This window comes from Mesorhizobium jarvisii, from assembly GCF_003601985.1.
Classification (GTDB): Bacteria; Pseudomonadota; Alphaproteobacteria; order Rhizobiales; family Rhizobiaceae; genus Mesorhizobium; species Mesorhizobium jarvisii.
Genome location: NZ_QZXA01000006.1, coordinates 419,600 through 435,809, shown reverse-complemented (window position 1 = coordinate 435,809; position 16,210 = coordinate 419,600). Strand labels below are relative to the sequence as shown.

Genomic DNA, 16,210 nt, shown 5'->3' with positions numbered 1-16,210 from the left:
GAGGTCAGGAACGCAGCGTGTCGTCATCGACGAATGCCATCTCGAAAACAAAACGCTCCCGCGGAAGGTGGATTCCCACGGGAGCACGGTCGGTTAGTCCTTATTAGGACGAACGACAACTAAAGCAAGCCGGCTGCCGTCATCAGGTCGGAGACCTTCTTGGAGTTCAGCGTCGTGGCGTCGACCTTCGGTGCCTGCAGGTCGGCCAGCGGAACGAGCTTCGGGCTGGACTCGGCACCCTTGCCGACAGCGTATTCGAAGGAGTTTCCGTTCTTCAGCACATCCTGGCCGCCCTTGCCGGTCACCCATTTCAGGAAGGCCTGGGCTTCCTTCTGATGCTTGCTCGAGGCGAGCACGCCGCCACCCGAGACCGAGACGAAAGCGCCCGGATCCTGGTTCTTGAAATAGTGCAGCGCGACGTTCTTGCTGTTCTCGCCGGTCTTGGCCTGATCGCCGAAGTAGTAATAGTGGTAGATCACCCCGCCGTCGATCTCGCCGGCGTTGACCGCCTTCATCACCGTGCTGTTGCCCTTGTAGGCGGTGAAATTCTCCTTCATCGCCTTCAGCCAGTCCGCCGTGGCGGCCTCGCCCTTGAGTTGCAGCAGCGCGCTGACGATGGCCTGGAAATCGGGCCCCGAGGGCGAGGCCGCCCAGCGGCCCTTCCAGCTCGGATCGGCGAGGTCGAGCAGCGACTTCGGCATCTGCTCGGCCTTGAGCTTGGTCGTGTTGTAGGCAAAGACGGTGCTGCGCGCGGCCACGCCCACCCATTTGCCGCTGGTCGCCTGATAGTCCTGCGGCACCTGTGCCAGCGTGTCGGCATCGACGGGCGCGAACAGACCGGCATTCTCGACCAGCACCATGGCGGGCGAATTCTCCGTCAGGAACACGTCGGCGGGCGAGGCGGCCCCCTCGGCTACGATCTGGTTGGAGAAGTCGCTGTCGCCGCCATTGCGCAGCGTGACCTTGATGCCGGTCTCCTTGGTGAAACCTTCGGCCCATTCCTTGGCCAGGCTCTCGTGCTGGGCGTTGTAGACGATGATGCCGGCATCCTCGGCCGTCGCCGGACCGGCGGCCAGGCCGATTGCAAGTGCGGCGGCGCTGACAAGGGCGGAAAGGGTGTATCTCATGGCGTCATCCTTGCTTTCGTTGGTCTTGGCATGCTGCACCTATCGATACATGACACGAATAGTCAACATTTTTGGTCTGCTTCAATCGGTCGCTGAGGCACAAAGAGCGGCGCGAGGCGGACAATCCATGTGATGGCATCCCGGACCGACGGTTTTCGCAAGACGTATGAGCAAGGCCCATCAGGTCGTCCGGTCTGGGCTGAGCCTCCAGGGCCTGCAAACTTTCGTGATTTGCCCGTAGTTTGGCTTGGACATTATTTCGCCGGCCACGTAACAAATCAGTGCCGAGGCACGAAAATCGGGGGAGTGAACTCTTGTGAGCGGCAAGGACGAGGCCGAGCTTTCCCGGCTGTTGCGGGCCGCGATCGCCGGAGATGAAAAGGCCTATGCCGACTTTCTGCACCGGATTGCCGCGCTGGTGCGCGGCTTTGTCCGGCGCAAGATCGTGCAGGGCGGAGTCGATCCCGAGGATGTCGTGCAGGAAACCTTGCTGGCCATTCATGTGAAACGGCATACCTGGCGCCAGGACGCGCCGGTGCTGCCGTGGATCTATGCGATCGCCCGCTTCAAGCTGATCGATGCGTTCCGGCGGCGCGGTCGGCGCATCGAAATCGATGTCGACGAAATCGCCGAGACCTTCGCCGAACCGGAAACCGAAACCGTCAGCGAGCGCGACATCAACAGGGCCCTGGACGGGCTGCCGCCGGCACAGCGTTCGGTGGTTTCGGCCGTATCCGTGGAAGGCCGCTCGATCGGCGAGACGGCGGCGAAGTTCGGCATCAGCGAGACGGCGGTGCGTGTGTCGCTGCATCGCGGGCTAGCCGCCATAGCCAAGCGATTCGGGCAGGGGCGATTCGGGCGGGAATGACATGAGGACCGAGGATCTCATCAAGGCGCTCGACGCCGATGCAAGCAGCAAGGCGATGCCGCTGCGCTCGGCCTGGTGGCTGGCGGCTGGCGCGGCCATTGTCATCGCGGCAGTCGTTTTCCTGCTGACGATCGGCCCGCGCCCCGACTTCATGGTGGCCGCGCACACGATGCGCTTCCTGTCCAAATTCGTCTTCACCATCGTGCTTGCCGTCACCGCCTTCGGCCTGATACGGGCGCTGTCGACACCGGGCGCCTCAACGGCCAGGGCCGTGGCCTGGATGGCCGCGGCCCCTCTGCTGGTGGCCGTGGCGGTGGTTCTGGAACTCCTCATGGTGCCGGAGGCGTTGTGGGGCACCAGGATGATCGGCTCCAACATGATGATCTGCATGGGCTTCATCCCGCTGATCGGCATCGGCCCGCTGGCCATCTTCCTGTGGATGCTGCGCTATGGCGCGCCGACGCGGCCGGTGCTTGCCGGCGCGGTGGCGGGGCTGCTCGCCGGCGGGCTGGCGGCGACCTTCTATGCCGCGCACTGTTTCGACGATTCGCCGCTTTTCGTCGCCACCTGGTACACGATCGCGATCGCGATTCTCGCCTTGCTCGGCGCGCTCGGCGGTCGGTTTTTCGTGCGCTGGTAGCAGGATAGAAGCGGCCACACCCCGTGCACACCGATCCTTAATCATGCCGGCGATTGTTTGCCGGTTGAGCATATCGCGGTCCCCCTACGCAACCTTTCCTTAAAATCGATCCTCCAGGGTTTTAACGGGAAAAAGCGATTGCCCACGGGGGTGGCACGGATCGTGATACTACGAGGACCGATCAGGCTCGACAAACATGCAACGCCGGCGTTGCTCGTGGCCAGCGTAGCCTCGGCCTCGGCCCTGCTGTCGAGGCTGGACCTTGGCGCTGAAGCGCTCAGATTTTGCCTTCAAGTGTCGGTCGCGTTGACAATCGGCGCGCTTTTCTTCGCCTGTCTTTTCATCGGCCGTATCTCGAAAGATCGGCGGCAGATCGCGGAGAGCGAGCAGCGCTTCCGCCGGGCGATGGAGGACTCGGCAATCGGCATCGCCGTCGTCAGCCTCGATGGGCGCATTGTGCAGACCAATCCGGCGTTCGCCTCGATGCTCGGCTACAGCCGCGAAGAGATCGAGGCGCTGACCTTTTTCCAGATCACGCACCCCGACGACCTGCATGTCGGGCGGGAAACCATGGAAGGCATCAAAGCTGGCACGGTCAACGCCTTCCAGTTCGAGAAGCGTTACCTCAAGAAGGACGGCACACCCGTCTGGGGCCATCTCGCCGGCTCCGTCATTCGAGAGGAGAAGAGCGGCCGCCCGCTCTATCTCGTTTCACAGATCGAGCACATCGACGCGCGCAAACAGGCCGAGGCGCGCATCGCCGAGGCCGAAACGCGCTGGAATTTCGCGCTTGCCGGCGCCGGCCAGGGCGTCTGGGATCTCGACATCCGCAAAGGCGGCACGACCTACTCCTCGACCTGGGTCAAGATGCTGGGTTATGCGGATGGCGAACTCGATGGCGACCCCGATCGTTGGCTGACGATGATCCATCCCGACGACCGCGAAACCGTCGCCGAGGCGGATCGCGCCCATCTCGATGGCCAGACAGAGTTCTTCGAGGCCGAGTTCAGGATGCGTCACAAGGACGGCCGCTGGATCTGGATACTCGACCGCGGCAAGGCCATAGAGCGCGACGGGGAGGGGCGTCTGATCAGGGCCATCGGCAGCCTGACCGACATCACCCGGCGCAAGGAGGCCGAAGAGCGCCTGACGGTATCGGCGGCAATGCTGGCCGACGAGAAGGAGCGGCTCCGGGTGACGCTGCAGTCGATCGGCGATGCCGTCATCTGTACCGATGCGGCGAACCGCGTTACCTTCATGAATCCGGTTGCCGAGAAGCTGACCGGCGTCTCGGGGGAGGCGGCTCTCGGCAAGACGCTCGGTCATGTCTATTGGGCGGTGGACGAGGAGACGGGACACAGGATCGGCGTGACACGGCCGGCGATCGGTGCGGAGACGCCCTCCGACCACAACAGCCGCGCCGTGCTGGTCCGCCGCGACGACACACGCTGCAGTATCCGTCAGGTCGTGTCGCCGATCATGAACGAGCGCAACGAATTCTGCGGGCTGGTCATCGTCTTCCAGGATTTTACCGATGCACGCGCCCTGCAGCGCCAGCTTGCCCACGCCGCCGCGCATGATGCGCTGACCGGCCTTGCCAATCGCTCGAGCTTCATCCGCACCATGGAGGAGCTGGTCGATCAGGCCCGCAAGGATGCCGCCGGGGTTGGCAGCAGCCGCCATCAGTTCATGTTCATCGACCTCGACCATTTCAAGCTGGTCAACGACACCGGCGGTCACGCCGCCGGAGACGCCTTGCTGAAGCGGGTCGCACAGGCCGTGCGTGGCGTACTGGGGCCTGAAGACATCGTCGCGCGCCTCGGCGGCGACGAATTCGCGGTCGTCCTGAAATCGGGCTCGACCGCCGGCGCCAGGATCGCGGCGCGCTCCATCATCGATGCGATAACGGGCTTGAACTTCACCTGGGATGGCCGGCCGCATGCCATCGGCGCCAGCATAGGTGTGGCTGCAGTCAACGCCAATTGCGGTGAGGCCGACGAGATCATCGCAAGCGCTGACGCTGCCTGCTACGCGGCCAAGGCGGCCGGCCGCGGATGCGTTCGCATGGCGCCCGACAGCACGGTCGCCGGCGACAAGTCGGAGCCGGCCGCGCCGCTTGCCGCGGCGTCGTGAACGCACGCGTCAGCGCGTCGGAACGGGGTGCTCGCCGCGATAATCGTAGAAACCGCGCCCGGTCTTGCGGCCTAGCCAGCCGGCTTCGACATATTTGACCAGCAGCGGGCAGGGGCGATACTTCGAATCCGACAGGCCGTCATGCAGCACCTGCATGATCGACAGGCAGGTGTCGAGGCCGATGAAATCGGCCAGCTGCAGCGGTCCCATCGGATGGTTGGCGCCAAGCCGCATGGCGGTGTCGATGGCGTCGACCGAGCCGACACCCTCATAGAGCGTGTAGATCGCCTCGTTGATCATCGGCAGCAGGATGCGGTTGACGATGAAGGCCGGGAAATCCTCCGAGACCGTGATCGTCTTGTCGAGCTGCTTCACATAGGTCTTGGCCGCCTCGAAGGTCTGGTCCTCGGTGGCGATGCCGCGCACCAGCTCGACCAGCTTCATCAGCGGCACCGGGTTCATGAAATGTATGCCGATGAAGCGCTCGGGCCGGTCGGTCTGGGCGGCGAGCCGCGTGATCGAGATTGACGAGGTGTTGGTCGCCAGTATGGCTTCGGGATTGAGCTGCGGGCAGAGCTGCGCGTAGATCTTGCGCTTGACCGTCTCGTCCTCTGTCGCCGCCTCGATCACCAGATCGGCGCCGGCGAGATCGGCCATCGTCGGCGCGGAGGCAATGCGCGCCATCGCCTGGTTGCGCAGCTTCTCGTCGAGCTTGCCCGAGCCTACCTGGCGGGCCATGTTGCCGCTGATGGTGGCGATGCCCTTTTCAATGCGGTCGGGCGAAATATCGTAGATCAGCACCTTGTAGCCCGATAGCGCGGAGACATGGGCGATACCCCCACCCATCTGGCCTGCGCCGATGATGCCGATCGTCTCGATCTTGCTCATTACACCGATCCCGTCCAAAGGCTTTTGCAGCCTGCTTTTTGTGCGGTGCAAACTAAAAGGGCGGGGCGACTTCGTCTACCCCACCCCAAGCATTTAATACGCTTTGCCAGAGAGCGTCAAAGCGCCTTCTGCAACTCCGGCAGAATGACGAAGAGATCGCCGACGAGGCCGTAGTCGGCAACCTGGAAGATCGGGGCCTCCTCGTCCTTGTTGATGGCGACGATGACCTTGGAATCCTTCATGCCGGCGAGATGCTGGATGGCGCCGGAAATGCCGACAGCGATGTAGAGGTCCGGAGCGACCACCTTGCCGGTCTGGCCGACCTGCCAGTCGTTCGGCGCATAGCCGGCATCGACGGCGGCGCGCGAAGCGCCTACCGCCGCACCGAGCTTGTCGGCGACCGGCAGGATGACCTCCTGGAACTTCTCCGAGGAGCCGAGCGCGCGGCCGCCGGAGATGATGATCTTGGCCGAGGTCAGTTCCGGACGGTCGGTCTCCGACAGCTTGTTCTCGACGAAGGTGGACAGGCCGGGATTGGTCGCTGCCTTGACAGTCTCAACCGCGGCCGAGCCACCCTCGGGCGCTGCCTGGAAGGAGGCGGTGCGCACGGTGATGACCTTCTTGGCGTCGGTCGACTGCACGGTCTGGATGGCGTTGCCGGCATAGATCGGCCGCTTGAAGGTATCGGGCGAAACCACTTCGATGATCTCGGACACCTGCGCGACATCGAGCAGGGCGGCGACGCGCGGCGCGACGTTCTTGCCCGACGAGGTCGCTGGCGCGATGATGGTGTCGTAACCGCCGGCGAGCGACACGACGAGGGCTGCCGTCGGTTCGGCGAGACGCTCGGCGAGTTCGTCGGCTTCGGCGAGCAGCACTTTGCTGACGCCCTTGAGCTTGGCCGCGGCGTCCGCAGCACCCTTGGCGCCCTTGCCGGCCACCAGCACATGCACGTCCGAGCCGATCTGCAGGGCCGCCGAAAGCGCCTTGGCGGTCTGGTCGGAGAGGCTGGCGTTGTCGTGTTCGGCGATGAGGAGAATTGCCATTTATCTGTTCCTTTCCCGATCGCTTACAAAACGCCGGCTTCGTTCTTGAGCTTGTCGACCAGTTCGGCGACGCTCTTGACCTTGACGCCCGCCTTGCGGCCGCCCGGCTCCTCGGTCTTGATGACCTTGAGGCGCGGCTTGACGTCGGCGCCGTAGTCGGCCGGAGTCTTTTCGTCGAGCTGCTTCTTCTTGGCCTTCATGATGTTGGGCAGCGAGGCATAGCGCGGCTGGTTGAGACGAAGGTCCGCGGTGACGATCGCCGGCATCTTCAGTTCCACCGTCTGCAGGCCGCCGTCGACTTCGCGCGTCACCTTGGCCTTGTCGCCGTCGAGCACCACCTTGGAAGCGAAGGTGCCTTGCGCCCAGCCGAGCAGGGCCGCCAGCATCTGGCCGGTCTGGTTCGAATCGTCGTCGATCGCCTGCTTGCCGAGGATGACGAGGCCGGGCTGTTCGGCATCGACCACACCCTTCAGCACCTTGGCGACGCCGAGCGGCTCGGTCTGCTCGTCGGTCTTGACGAGGATGGCGCGGTCAGCGCCCATGGCAAGCGCGGTGCGCAAGGTTTCCTGCGCCTGCTGCGGGCCGATCGAGACGACGATGATTTCTTCGGCCTTGCCGGCTTCCTTGAGCCGGATCGCCTCTTCCACCGCGATCTCGTCGAATGGGTTCATCGCCATCTTGACGTTGGCCAGTTCCACCGCCGAACCGTCGGCCTTCACGCGAACCTTGACGTTCGCATCCACAACCCGCTTCACGGGCACAAGGATCTTCATTGCCTGTCACCTCTTCACGCTAGTTGGGCGCGCTATAACAGCTTGCGCCCCTTCTGAGTTGTCGAAAGCCGACATTCCTGACTGAATTCCGGCCAGACGGAATTCTGGCCGGATGGAAATTCTGGTCTTTGCCCGTCTTGGACTGCTCCTTAACAGCCCTGGCGCTCGGACGGAGACGTTTCCGTAGTTGGGGCAACCCCTGCCGTCAATACGCTGAAAGCGGCTCAAATCGGTTCAGTTTGGGCCAGACGGGTTTCCCCGGCCCCAGCGCGTCGTGGTGGCCTGCGGTTCAGGCGCCGCTGGTTCGGCGGCAACCGGCGGCTGGTCTGATGTGGGAACCACGGCATCCTCATCTGCGCCGGCAAAAAGCGGCACGCCGCGGCTGCGCAGGACCAGAACAAGCACCGCGCCTGCAATGATGCCGCCGATATGACAGGCCCAGGAAATCTGGTCCTCGCCGCCGGTGGCGAACATGAAGACTTGGAACAGCACCCACAGGATAAGCGGGATGAAGGCCGGAATGCGCAGCGGGATGCGAGCAAAGGCCAGGACCCAGACCTTAACCCTGGGATAGAGGATCAGATAGGCGACGACCACGCCGGCGATGGCGCCTGAGGCACCGATCAGCGGCACTTGCGAATCCCAGGCGATAAGCCCCTGGAAGGCGGCGCCGGCGATGGCGCACAGGAGATAGAAGATCAGGTAGCGGATGTGGCCGAGCGCGTCCTCGACGTTGTCGCCGAACACCCACAGGAACAGCATGTTGCCACCAAGGTGGAAGATGTCGGCATGCAGAAAGGAATAGGTGAGGTAGCTCAGGCTTTCCGGAATGATGATGAACCGGGGGTCAAGCTCGGCCGTGTTGTGGACAACGGACGGAATAAAGCCGAGGCCGAGCACGGCGGCATTGGTGAAGTTCTCGCCGCCGAGTGCCGTGGCGCAATAGACCAGCGCGTTGACCACGATCAGGCCGATCGTCACATATTGCAGGCGGATGTGGCGCAGCCTGTTGGTGTCGTAAAGCGGGATGAACATGCGTGCCTGGTCCCCTCCGCTTTTCGATCCGTTCAGCGGTTCTTGCCGGGAACCCATAGCACGTCGCCATTTCCATTGTCATTGACCGCCCGGGCGGCGACAAACAGGAAATCGGAGACGCGGTTGATGTATTTCAACCCGTCGCGGTTGACGTGCTCGCCCGGGTCTTGAGCCAGCGCCACCATTAGCCGTTCGGCTCGCCGCGCCACCGTGCGGGCCAGATGCAGCGCTGCCGCCGCCGGCGTGCCACCGTTGAGCACGAAGGATTTGAGTGGCTGCAGATCCTTGTTGAGGAGGTCGATGTCCTTTTCGACGCGGTCGGTCTGCGCGGCAACGATACGCAGCGGCTCGTAGCCAAGCGGCTTGCCGTCATCGGGCACGGCGAGATCGGCGCCGAGGTCGAACAGATCGTTCTGGATGCGCGACAGCATGGCATCGATCGCCGGGTGGTTGGCTGCCGTGTGCACGCGGGCGATACCGATGCAGGCATTGGCTTCGTCGACCGTGCCGTAGGCGTCCACCCGCAGATCGGATTTCAGCCGCCGCTCACCGGTGCCGAGACCCGTCGTGCCGTCATCGCCGGTGCGGGTGTAGATCTTGTTGAGCTTGACCACATCGCCTCCCGAACGGCCTCACTTGCGGGTGAAATACACGGCCAGCAGGATCAGCGCCAGCGCCACGGCCTGCAGCATGACGCGTGCCTGCATCAGCTTGTTGGAGGTGACGCCGGAACCGCCGCGCATCATGTTGATGAGGCCTCGGATCAGCACGATCGCCACGGCGGCCATGACCAGAATGGCGAGGATATTGAAGACGGTTGCCATTGTTGCGTTTCCAGTTGTTTCGCGTTCAGGCGCGTTTGGCCATCAGGCGGTAGAGCATCGAAGCCGGCAGGATACGTTTGAGCGCCACGCCGATTTTAGCCGGCACCGTTACCACATAGTGCGGACGCGGGCGCCGCGACAGAAGGGCATGACGCAGAACCTTGTGGACTACTTCCGGCCCGGGCTTCAACGCCGATTGGCTGCCGCCGGCGCGCAGCCGCTCCAGCTGCGCGGCATAGTCCGCGCGGTGCACGGAATTCTCGATGTCGATGTTCTTCAGGAACCAGGGGAGGCCGTTGCTGGCGATCTTCGATTTCACCGGCCCCGGTTCGATCAGCGAAACATGGACGCCGCTGCCGTCCAGTTCCTGACGCTGGCAGAGCATCAGCGCCTCGAGCGCATGTTTGGATGCCGAATAGGCGCCGCGAAAGCGCACCGGCACCAGACCGAGGATCGACGAGCAATGGACGAGACGGCCGTGACCCTGGCGGCGCATCACCGGCACGAGACGGCTGGTCAGATCATGCCAGCCGAAGAAATTGACCTCGAACTGCTGCTTGAGCGCGGCCACCGACAGATCCTCGACCGCGCCGGCCTGGGCGTATGCGCCGTTGTTGAACAGGGCATCGAGCCGGCCGCCGGTGCGCTCGAACACCGCCGTCACCAGGGCGGCAATGGAGCCCGGTTCGCTGTAGTCGAGGTAGAAAGCCTCGATGCCGTCACTTTCGAGCGCGGCGATGTCCTCGGGTTTTCGGGCTGTTGCAAAGACCCGCCAGCCTTGCGCCTTGAGTGCCCGGGCGCAATATGCACCTATGCCGGACGAGGCGCCGGTGACGATGATGGTGCGCAATTCCTGCGCCGTCGGACTCGTGGTTTCGCCAAGGGTTGCCATTTGCCGCATTCACTTCCCATATTCGCGGCGTCGAGACAATCGAAGGGAACGCGGGTTCTTGTTGCGGAATATTGTCGCCCTGCGCCGCGTGCTCTACGACGCGCTCGGCCATTTCAACACCGATGACGGCTGGGCGATGGCCAGCCATCTGGCGATCACCTCGCTGATGGCGCTGTTTCCTTTCCTGATCTTCGCCACGACGCTGGGCAGCTTCCTCGGCGCCCAGGCCTTTGCCGACACGGCCGTGCACCTGGTCTTCGACACCTGGCCGGATCAGATCGCCAAGCCGATCGCGCATGAGGTGCTGAACGTGCTGACCGTCCGGCGCACCGACCTGTTGACCTATGGCGTGCTGCTTGCCGCCTATTTCGCGTCGAACGGCATAGAGGCGCTGCGCACCTCGCTCAACCGCGCCTATCGTGTCACCGAGACGCGCGGCATCATCTACCGCCGGGTGCAGAGCATCTTCTTCGTGCTGATCGCGACGGCCGGCTTCCTGGCGATCAGCGTGCTTCTGGTGTTCGCACCCCTGCTGGCGCGGCTGGCGGAAGCGCATTTCGAATGGATAAAGCCCTATACCGGCACGATCACGCTGTGGCGCTACGTCATCGCCTCGGCCGTCATCATCGGCGGGTTGTTTGCCGTGCACTACTGGCTGCCGGCCGGCAAGCGCCGCTTCGTCTCGCTGGTGCCGGGCATCGTCTTCACACTGGCCGCATGGCTCATCGGCTCGACGATGTTCGCCACATATCTCGACCATTTCTCGTCCTATGTTACGACTTACGCCGGGTTGGCCTCGATCATGATCGCGGTGGTCTTCCTCTACATCGTCTCGGCGATCTTCATCCTCGGCGGCGAGCTCAACGCCGCGATCAGCCGCTATCTCGAGGCGCGTGCCCGGGTCGGATGAGGCGGTGCCGAATTGAGGAAATGAAGAACTGGAGAATTGGAGAAATGAAGAACTGAGGAAAAAGGCGGCCATATCTGGCGCCGTGTGCTTCTTCCTCAATTCCTCAATTCCTCAATTCCTCAATTCCTCAATTCCTCAGTTCTTTTCAATCCCTCAATTCTTCCCTTGGTCTGCCGCGCCGTTGCCAGGCCGACGCCGAAGGTGGTGATCGCCATGCCGACGATCTGCAGCGCGTTGAGCTGTTCGTCGAAAAGCGCCCAGGCGATGATCGCCGTCACCGCCGGCACCAGGTAGAACAGCGAGGCGACTTTCGACATTTCGCCGTCGCGGATCATCACCATCAGCAGGAAGATGGCGCCGAGCGACAGCACCAGCACCAGCCAGGCCATGGCGAAGATCAGTTCGCCATTGATGATGACGGTGTGCGTTTCGAAGGCGAGCGCGGCCAGGATCATCAGCGAGGCGCCGCCGACATATTGCCACATGGTTGCTGCGACGAGGTCGCCGCCGGAAGCAAAACGCTTCTGCCAGATGGTGCCGGCGCTCATGCCGAGCACCGAGACCAGCGAGGCGGTCAGCGTCGCCGCGGTCACGCCGCCGCCGAGCGCGCCAAGCTTTGGCCACAGCACGATGACGATGCCGATCAGGCCGATGCCAAGGCCAAGCCAGTGGCGCGGCAGGATGGCCTCGCCCAGGAACTTGCCGGCAAGCACGGCGGTGATCAGTGGTTGCAGGCCGACGATCAGGGCCGAAAACCCGGCCGGCATGCCCCTGTGGATGGCCCAGAAGACGGCGCCGAGATAGACGCCATGCATCAGCACGCCGGCGCCGGTGGCGTGCAGCGCCTCCTTGCGGGTAGCTCGCTTCGAACCCAGAACGGGCATCAGGGCTGCCAGCAGGATGGCCGCTATGACGAAACGGGCGGCGAGGAAGGTGAACGGCTCCGCCCATGGCATGGCATAGCGCGCGCCGATGAAGCCGGTCGCCCACAGGACGACGAATGTGGCGGGGATGAACCGCTTGATGCTTTGCATTTTCCGGAGACCGCTACGCTGGTGAGAAACTGACCGTGGCGCTGCTCTAATCCCGTTCAACCCGAGGCGCAAAACGAAACGATTGATCCATGCATCACGGGAATTCAATCGGCAGTGCGTGCGGCGCGCTTTTGCCAGAGCTTTTTGCCACGCTCAGAGGCCGGCCATCCGCCTGATATCGTCCGGCGATGCGCCGGCCTCCCGCAGCTTGGCAAGGCCGGTGTCGCCAAGGCTCTTCGACAGTTTTCGCCCGTCCCGCCCGAGGATGAGCCGATGGTGGAAATAGGCCGGTTGCGGCAGCTCGAGCAATTCCTGCAGAAGGCGCTGTACGCCGGTGGCAGAAAACAGGTCCTGCCCACGCACGACATGGCTGACCCCTTGCAGCGCGTCGTCGACAATGACGGCCAGGTGGTAGCTGGTCGGGATGTCGCGGCGCGCCACGATCACGTCGCCCCAGTCCTGCGGGCGGGCTTCGACCGAGCGCGTCGCCGATAGCGTATCATCGCTGAATTCGGTCCATGCGAGGTCCCTGCCTACACGTACAACAGCGGCATCGACATCAAGCCGCCAGGCGAAGGGTTCGTTTTCAGCGATACGCCGTTTGCGTTCTTTCACCGGCAGCGCCTTGTCGACGGGGGGATAGAGCGGCACGCCATCGGGATCGCGCGGCCAGTCGCGCCCGCGCTTTTCGCTGTCGGCTATGAAGGCCCTGATCTCGCCACGGCTCATGAAGGCGGGGTAGACGAGGTCCTCGCGGATCAGCCGGTCGAGCACCGCCTGATACTCGGCGAAATGCTCGGACTGGCGGCGTACCGGCTCTTCCCAGCCAAGGCCCAGCCATTTCAGGTCGGCAAGCACGCCGGCCTCGAATTGCGGCGTGCAGCGCGTGGTGTCGATGTCCTCGATGCGCAGCAGCAGGCGGCCGTCGCGGGCCTCTGCGAGCGTCTGGTTGAGCAGCGCCGAATAGGCATGGCCGAGATGCAGTTCGCCGTTGGGGCTGGGCGCGAAGCGGAATGTCAGGAGCGTCATGTCTGAGGCGGCAATCGGGTTGTGCTGTGCTTTTGGCGGTTGCTACTTTGCTGCACATTGGTGGGCAAGGATACCATGCAACGAATCGCGACACTGAACGACATTGCCCGCGGGCTCGATGCGCTTTGCATTATCGACCCGCGCCTGGAAAAGGTGCGCGGCATGGCCGGCGAGGTGCCGCTCAGGCTTTCCGAGCCGGGATTCAGGAGCCTGGCGTCGATCATCGTCTCGCAGCAGGTGTCGCGGGCCAGCGCCGATGCGATCTTCGGGCGGCTGACGAAGCTGGTCGATCCGCTGACGCCGCAGGCGATCCTGGCCGCCGGCGAGGACATGTTTCGCGAGGCCGGCCTGTCGCGGCCCAAGCAGCGCGGCCTGATCGCGGTTGCCCAGGCCGTGGCGGACGGGCTCGACCTCCATCACCTCTGTTCGCTGGATGCTCAGGAGGCGATCACGACGATGACGACGGTGCCTGGCATCGGCCCGTGGACGGCCGAAGTGTACCTTCTATTCGCCGCCGGGCACCCCGACATTTTCCCCGCGCGTGACGTTGCGCTGCAGAGCGCGGTCGGTCACGCGCTCGGCATCGACCCGCGTCCGCCGGAGAAAACACTGATCGCATTGGCCGAATCATGGAGCCCGTGGCGAGGTGTCGCATCGCGGCTTTTCTGGTCCTATTATCGCGAAACCAGGGGGCGGGACGCAGCGCCGCCGTCCTGAATCTACAAAAAAGCATAAAAATCGGGGTTTTTTGACGCCTTGGGCAAGCGACAATCCGCTTCACATCCCTGTCATGTCGGGCTTACAGTATCCGCGCCGTTCGGGTCTAGAACCAAGGAGGTAAACACGTGACGGTTGCCGTATCTCCGGATGGGCTTCCAGCACTGGTGCTGAATGCGGATTACCGTCCGCTCAGCTACTACCCCTTGTCGCTCTGGTCCTGGCAGGACGCCATCAAGGCGGTGTTCCTCGACCGGGTGAACATCGTCGCCGAATATGAGCATGCGGTGTCCTCGCCGACCTTCTCGATGAAGCTGCCGAGCGTGGTCAGCCTGAAGGCCTATGTGAAGCCGTCCAGGCACCCGGCCTTCACCCGCTTCAACGTCTTCCTGCGCGACCGCTTCCAGTGCCAGTATTGCGGCACGCCCGACGACCTCACCTTCGACCACGTCATCCCCCGCCATCGCGGCGGTGCGACGACCTGGGAGAATGTCGTCGCGGCCTGCTCGCCCTGCAATCTGAGGAAGGGCGGCATGATGCCGGCGCATGCCAAGATGTGGCCGCTGCAGAAGCCCTATCAGCCGACCGTGCATGATCTGCACAACAACGGCCGCCTGTTCCCGCCGAACCATCTGCACGAAAGCTGGATGGATTATCTCTACTGGGACGTCGAACTCGAACCTTGAGATCGTTCGAGAATTCGGGAGGCTGGCCGCCTGAAGCGATTGTCTGCGCTTCCGGTACTCACGTACTTTAGTACGCTCCGCTCCGGTTCTCGAAAATCACTTCATCCGACTCAGCCTGCCGAATTCTTGAACGATCTCGCGCCGCGCCAGATCAGTCCTTGGCAAACGCGCCACGGAAGGCGACGGCGGCCAGGATAAGGCTGGCGATGGCGTTCCAGCCGGCCAGGGACAGGCCCAGGATGCGCAGTGCCGCCTTGTCGCAGGAGGGCGGCACGAATTTGTCGAGCGCGTCGAGCACGCCCTTGCCGCCGGTGTCGACCGGGCCGGCGCCCGCCGTGCAATCGGTCGGGCCGGCCCACCACTGCCACTCGACGCCGGAGTGATAGACGCCGAGATAGAGGCCATAGAGCATCAGCAAGCCGCCAATGCCCAGCAGGCCGCGCGTCAGCCAGGCCGGCGCGCGCAGCATCGAGGCGATCACCGCCAGCACCATCAGCGGCGCGCCGATATAATAGGGGGTGCGCTGCTCCAGGCAGAGATGGCAAGGGATGTAGCCGCCAATGTACTGGAAGCCGAGCGCCGACCCGACGGTCGCGGCCATGGCGACGGCGAGAAACAGGGCGGTCCGCGTCCGCTGGCGTCCGGTGTCGGCATTCATGGTCGCTGTCATGGGGTTTTTGTCCGTTGAGTTCGCCGGCCGTTCGCCTTTTTATCCATGTCGTTGTCCCAAAACCGCGGGGCACTTTTGGGCGACATGGACTAGAACGCGTATTTGACGACGATATAGAGCAAAATCAGGGCAGCGGCCGCGGCGCCGGCGATCAGCCCGAGGCGCTTTTCGATGAATTCGCGGATCGATTCGCCATAGCGGCGCAGCAGCCACGCCAAGAGCAGGAAGCGCGCGCCGCGAGCGACGATGGCCGAGATGATGAAGATCAACAAATTGACGTGCAGGGCGCCCGCAAGGATGGTGACGACCTTGATCGGCGGCAGGTGCGCGAGACCGGAGGTAACGAGCAGCACCAGCATCAGGCCGATGCCAGAATTCTGCCAACGCTCGAAGGTCTCCAGGCCGCCGAAATGCTCCAGGATCGGACGGGCGATGGTGTCGTAGGCGAAATAGCCGATCATCCAGCCGGCGACGCCGCCCAGCACCGAGGCGGCCGTGGCGGTCAGCGCATAGCGGTAGGCGCGGTCGGGGCGTGCCAACGCCATCGGCAGATAGAGTACATCGGCCGGCACGAAGAAGAACGAGCTTTCAATGAAGGCGATGATGGCAAGCCACCATTCCGCGGATTTCCGGGCCGCCAGCGACAAGGTCCAGTCGTAAAGTCCGCGAAGCATCGGCACTCCTATGCGTGTCGCCCAAACGGTGCGTAGCGGTTTCGGGGCAATGGCATGCACAAAACAAAGACCCAAAGCGCGCCATCCATCCGCTGGGACGCGCCTCGCTTTGATGCGCCGCCTGTCTAGAAAGATTTTCCGCGCCGCACAATGGCAGCGCGGTAACGAAATCAAAAGGCGAAGATTGGTCGCATCCCGATGATCTCGAGATTTGGCCAGTTGACGAACAGGCCTCCGACCGTATAGTCCGCGCCCATCCAGGCC

18 protein-coding genes are annotated in these 16,210 nt (G+C 63.5%); 6 read left to right on the top strand and 12 right to left on the bottom strand.

Annotated elements, in window-relative coordinates:
- Positions 1-119: 119 nt before the first annotated feature.
- On the bottom strand, positions 120-1,127 hold the full coding sequence (locus D3242_RS18115; RefSeq protein WP_064981693.1) for an iron ABC transporter substrate-binding protein: 1,008 nt from the start codon (positions 1,125-1,127) through the stop codon (positions 120-122).
- A gap of 316 nt (positions 1,128-1,443) precedes the next feature.
- On the opposite strand from D3242_RS18115, the gene D3242_RS18110 reads away from it, so the two are divergent.
- From D3242_RS18110 to D3242_RS18100, 3 genes are all read left to right on the top strand, one after another.
- Entirely contained in the window at positions 1,444-1,995 is a 552-nt protein-coding gene (locus D3242_RS18110) for a sigma-70 family RNA polymerase sigma factor (protein WP_038649932.1), read from the top strand.
- 1 nt (position 1,996) lies between these two features.
- Positions 1,997-2,635, top strand: a complete 639-nt coding sequence (locus tag D3242_RS18105) for an NrsF family protein (RefSeq protein ID WP_019861389.1) — start codon at positions 1,997-1,999, stop codon at positions 2,633-2,635.
- A 150-nt stretch (positions 2,636-2,785) separates the two neighbouring features.
- Entirely contained in the window at positions 2,786-4,768 is a 1,983-nt protein-coding gene (locus D3242_RS18100; protein WP_064981002.1) for a PAS domain S-box protein, read from the top strand.
- Between the two features lie 9 nt (positions 4,769-4,777).
- On the opposite strand, the gene D3242_RS18095 is transcribed toward D3242_RS18100, so the two are convergent.
- The 7 genes from D3242_RS18095 to D3242_RS18065 all read right to left on the bottom strand — a co-directional run bounded on the left by D3242_RS18095 (position 4,778) and on the right by D3242_RS18065 (position 10,226).
- Complete coding sequence (locus D3242_RS18095; protein ID WP_015315562.1) at positions 4,778-5,656, bottom strand: 3-hydroxybutyryl-CoA dehydrogenase; 879 nt, start codon at positions 5,654-5,656, stop codon at positions 4,778-4,780.
- Between the two features lie 116 nt (positions 5,657-5,772).
- Positions 5,773-6,702, bottom strand: coding sequence for an electron transfer flavoprotein subunit alpha/FixB family protein (locus D3242_RS18090; RefSeq protein WP_019861387.1), 930 nt, complete (start codon positions 6,700-6,702; stop codon positions 5,773-5,775).
- Between the two features lie 23 nt (positions 6,703-6,725).
- Complete coding sequence (locus D3242_RS18085; RefSeq protein ID WP_019861385.1) at positions 6,726-7,475, bottom strand: electron transfer flavoprotein subunit beta/FixA family protein; 750 nt, start codon at positions 7,473-7,475, stop codon at positions 6,726-6,728.
- A gap of 234 nt (positions 7,476-7,709) precedes the next feature.
- Complete coding sequence (locus D3242_RS18080; RefSeq protein WP_019861384.1) at positions 7,710-8,510, bottom strand: rhomboid family intramembrane serine protease; 801 nt, start codon at positions 8,508-8,510, stop codon at positions 7,710-7,712.
- A gap of 32 nt (positions 8,511-8,542) precedes the next feature.
- Positions 8,543-9,124 (bottom strand): cob(I)yrinic acid a,c-diamide adenosyltransferase, encoded by a 582-nt coding sequence (locus D3242_RS18075; RefSeq protein WP_038649928.1) that lies wholly within the window; start codon positions 9,122-9,124, stop codon positions 8,543-8,545.
- 18 nt (positions 9,125-9,142) lie between these two features.
- Positions 9,143-9,334 (bottom strand): twin transmembrane helix small protein, encoded by a 192-nt coding sequence (locus D3242_RS18070; RefSeq protein WP_019861382.1) that lies wholly within the window; start codon positions 9,332-9,334, stop codon positions 9,143-9,145.
- Positions 9,335-9,359: 25 nt separating this feature from the next.
- Positions 9,360-10,226: an SDR family oxidoreductase gene (locus D3242_RS18065; protein ID WP_081295883.1), complete on the bottom strand. Its 867-nt coding sequence runs from the start codon at positions 10,224-10,226 to the stop codon at positions 9,360-9,362.
- 58 nt (positions 10,227-10,284) lie between these two features.
- On the opposite strand from D3242_RS18065, the gene D3242_RS18060 reads away from it, so the two are divergent.
- Complete coding sequence (locus D3242_RS18060) at positions 10,285-11,136, top strand: YihY/virulence factor BrkB family protein (RefSeq protein WP_027047430.1); 852 nt, start codon at positions 10,285-10,287, stop codon at positions 11,134-11,136.
- A gap of 119 nt (positions 11,137-11,255) precedes the next feature.
- Here D3242_RS18060 and D3242_RS18055 read toward each other — a convergent pair whose 3' ends face one another.
- Both D3242_RS18055 and gluQRS read right to left on the bottom strand, forming a co-directional pair.
- Positions 11,256-12,170, bottom strand: a complete 915-nt coding sequence (locus D3242_RS18055) for a DMT family transporter (RefSeq protein ID WP_019861379.1) — start codon at positions 12,168-12,170, stop codon at positions 11,256-11,258.
- Between the two features lie 153 nt (positions 12,171-12,323).
- Positions 12,324-13,199 (bottom strand): tRNA glutamyl-Q(34) synthetase GluQRS, encoded by an 876-nt coding sequence (gene gluQRS, locus D3242_RS18050; protein WP_038649926.1) that lies wholly within the window; start codon positions 13,197-13,199, stop codon positions 12,324-12,326.
- Between the two features lie 75 nt (positions 13,200-13,274).
- On the opposite strand from gluQRS, the gene D3242_RS18045 reads away from it, so the two are divergent.
- On the top strand, positions 13,275-13,916 hold the full coding sequence (locus D3242_RS18045; RefSeq protein ID WP_027047429.1) for a DNA-3-methyladenine glycosylase family protein: 642 nt from the start codon (positions 13,275-13,277) through the stop codon (positions 13,914-13,916).
- A 128-nt stretch (positions 13,917-14,044) separates the two neighbouring features.
- A complete protein-coding gene (locus D3242_RS18040) occupies positions 14,045-14,602 on the top strand; it encodes an HNH endonuclease (RefSeq protein ID WP_010911702.1) in 558 nt (185 codons plus the stop codon).
- Positions 14,603-14,753: 151 nt separating this feature from the next.
- Here the strand turns inward: D3242_RS18040 and D3242_RS18035 are convergent, their stop codons facing one another.
- Positions 14,754-15,272 (bottom strand): disulfide bond formation protein B, encoded by a 519-nt coding sequence (locus D3242_RS18035; protein WP_064981001.1) that lies wholly within the window; start codon positions 15,270-15,272, stop codon positions 14,754-14,756.
- 89 nt (positions 15,273-15,361) lie between these two features.
- Positions 15,362-15,946 carry a YqaA family protein gene (locus D3242_RS18030; RefSeq protein WP_064980999.1) on the bottom strand — a complete coding sequence of 195 codons (585 nt, stop codon included), beginning with the start codon at positions 15,944-15,946 and terminating at the stop codon, positions 15,362-15,364.
- Between the last annotated feature and the right edge of the window lie 264 nt (positions 15,947-16,210).

Bases quoted from the DNA above. Each gene is read 5' to 3' on its own strand.
- D3242_RS18070 (WP_019861382.1), bottom strand. From the start codon at position 9,334: ATGGCAACCGTCTTCAATATCCTCGCCATTCTGGTCATGGCCGCCGTG.
- D3242_RS18105 (WP_019861389.1), top strand. From the start codon at position 1,997: ATGAGGACCGAGGATCTCATCAAGGCGCTCGACGCCGATGCAAGCAGC.
- D3242_RS18045 (WP_027047429.1), top strand. From the start codon at position 13,275: ATGCAACGAATCGCGACACTGAACGACATTGCCCGCGGGCTCGATGCG.
- D3242_RS18095 (WP_015315562.1), bottom strand. From the start codon at position 5,656: ATGAGCAAGATCGAGACGATCGGCATCATCGGCGCAGGCCAGATGGGT.
- D3242_RS18030 (WP_064980999.1), bottom strand. From the start codon at position 15,946: ATGCTTCGCGGACTTTACGACTGGACCTTGTCGCTGGCGGCCCGGAAA.
- D3242_RS18080 (WP_019861384.1), bottom strand. From the start codon at position 8,510: ATGTTCATCCCGCTTTACGACACCAACAGGCTGCGCCACATCCGCCTG.
- D3242_RS18090 (WP_019861387.1), bottom strand. From the start codon at position 6,702: ATGGCAATTCTCCTCATCGCCGAACACGACAACGCCAGCCTCTCCGAC.
- D3242_RS18035 (WP_064981001.1), bottom strand. From the start codon at position 15,272: ATGACAGCGACCATGAATGCCGACACCGGACGCCAGCGGACGCGGACC.
- D3242_RS18085 (WP_019861385.1), bottom strand. From the start codon at position 7,475: ATGAAGATCCTTGTGCCCGTGAAGCGGGTTGTGGATGCGAACGTCAAG.
- D3242_RS18065 (WP_081295883.1), bottom strand. From the start codon at position 10,226: ATGGCAACCCTTGGCGAAACCACGAGTCCGACGGCGCAGGAATTGCGC.
- D3242_RS18115 (WP_064981693.1), bottom strand. From the start codon at position 1,127: ATGAGATACACCCTTTCCGCCCTTGTCAGCGCCGCCGCACTTGCAATC.
- gluQRS (WP_038649926.1), bottom strand. From the start codon at position 13,199: ATGACGCTCCTGACATTCCGCTTCGCGCCCAGCCCCAACGGCGAACTG.
- D3242_RS18055 (WP_019861379.1), bottom strand. From the start codon at position 12,170: ATGCAAAGCATCAAGCGGTTCATCCCCGCCACATTCGTCGTCCTGTGG.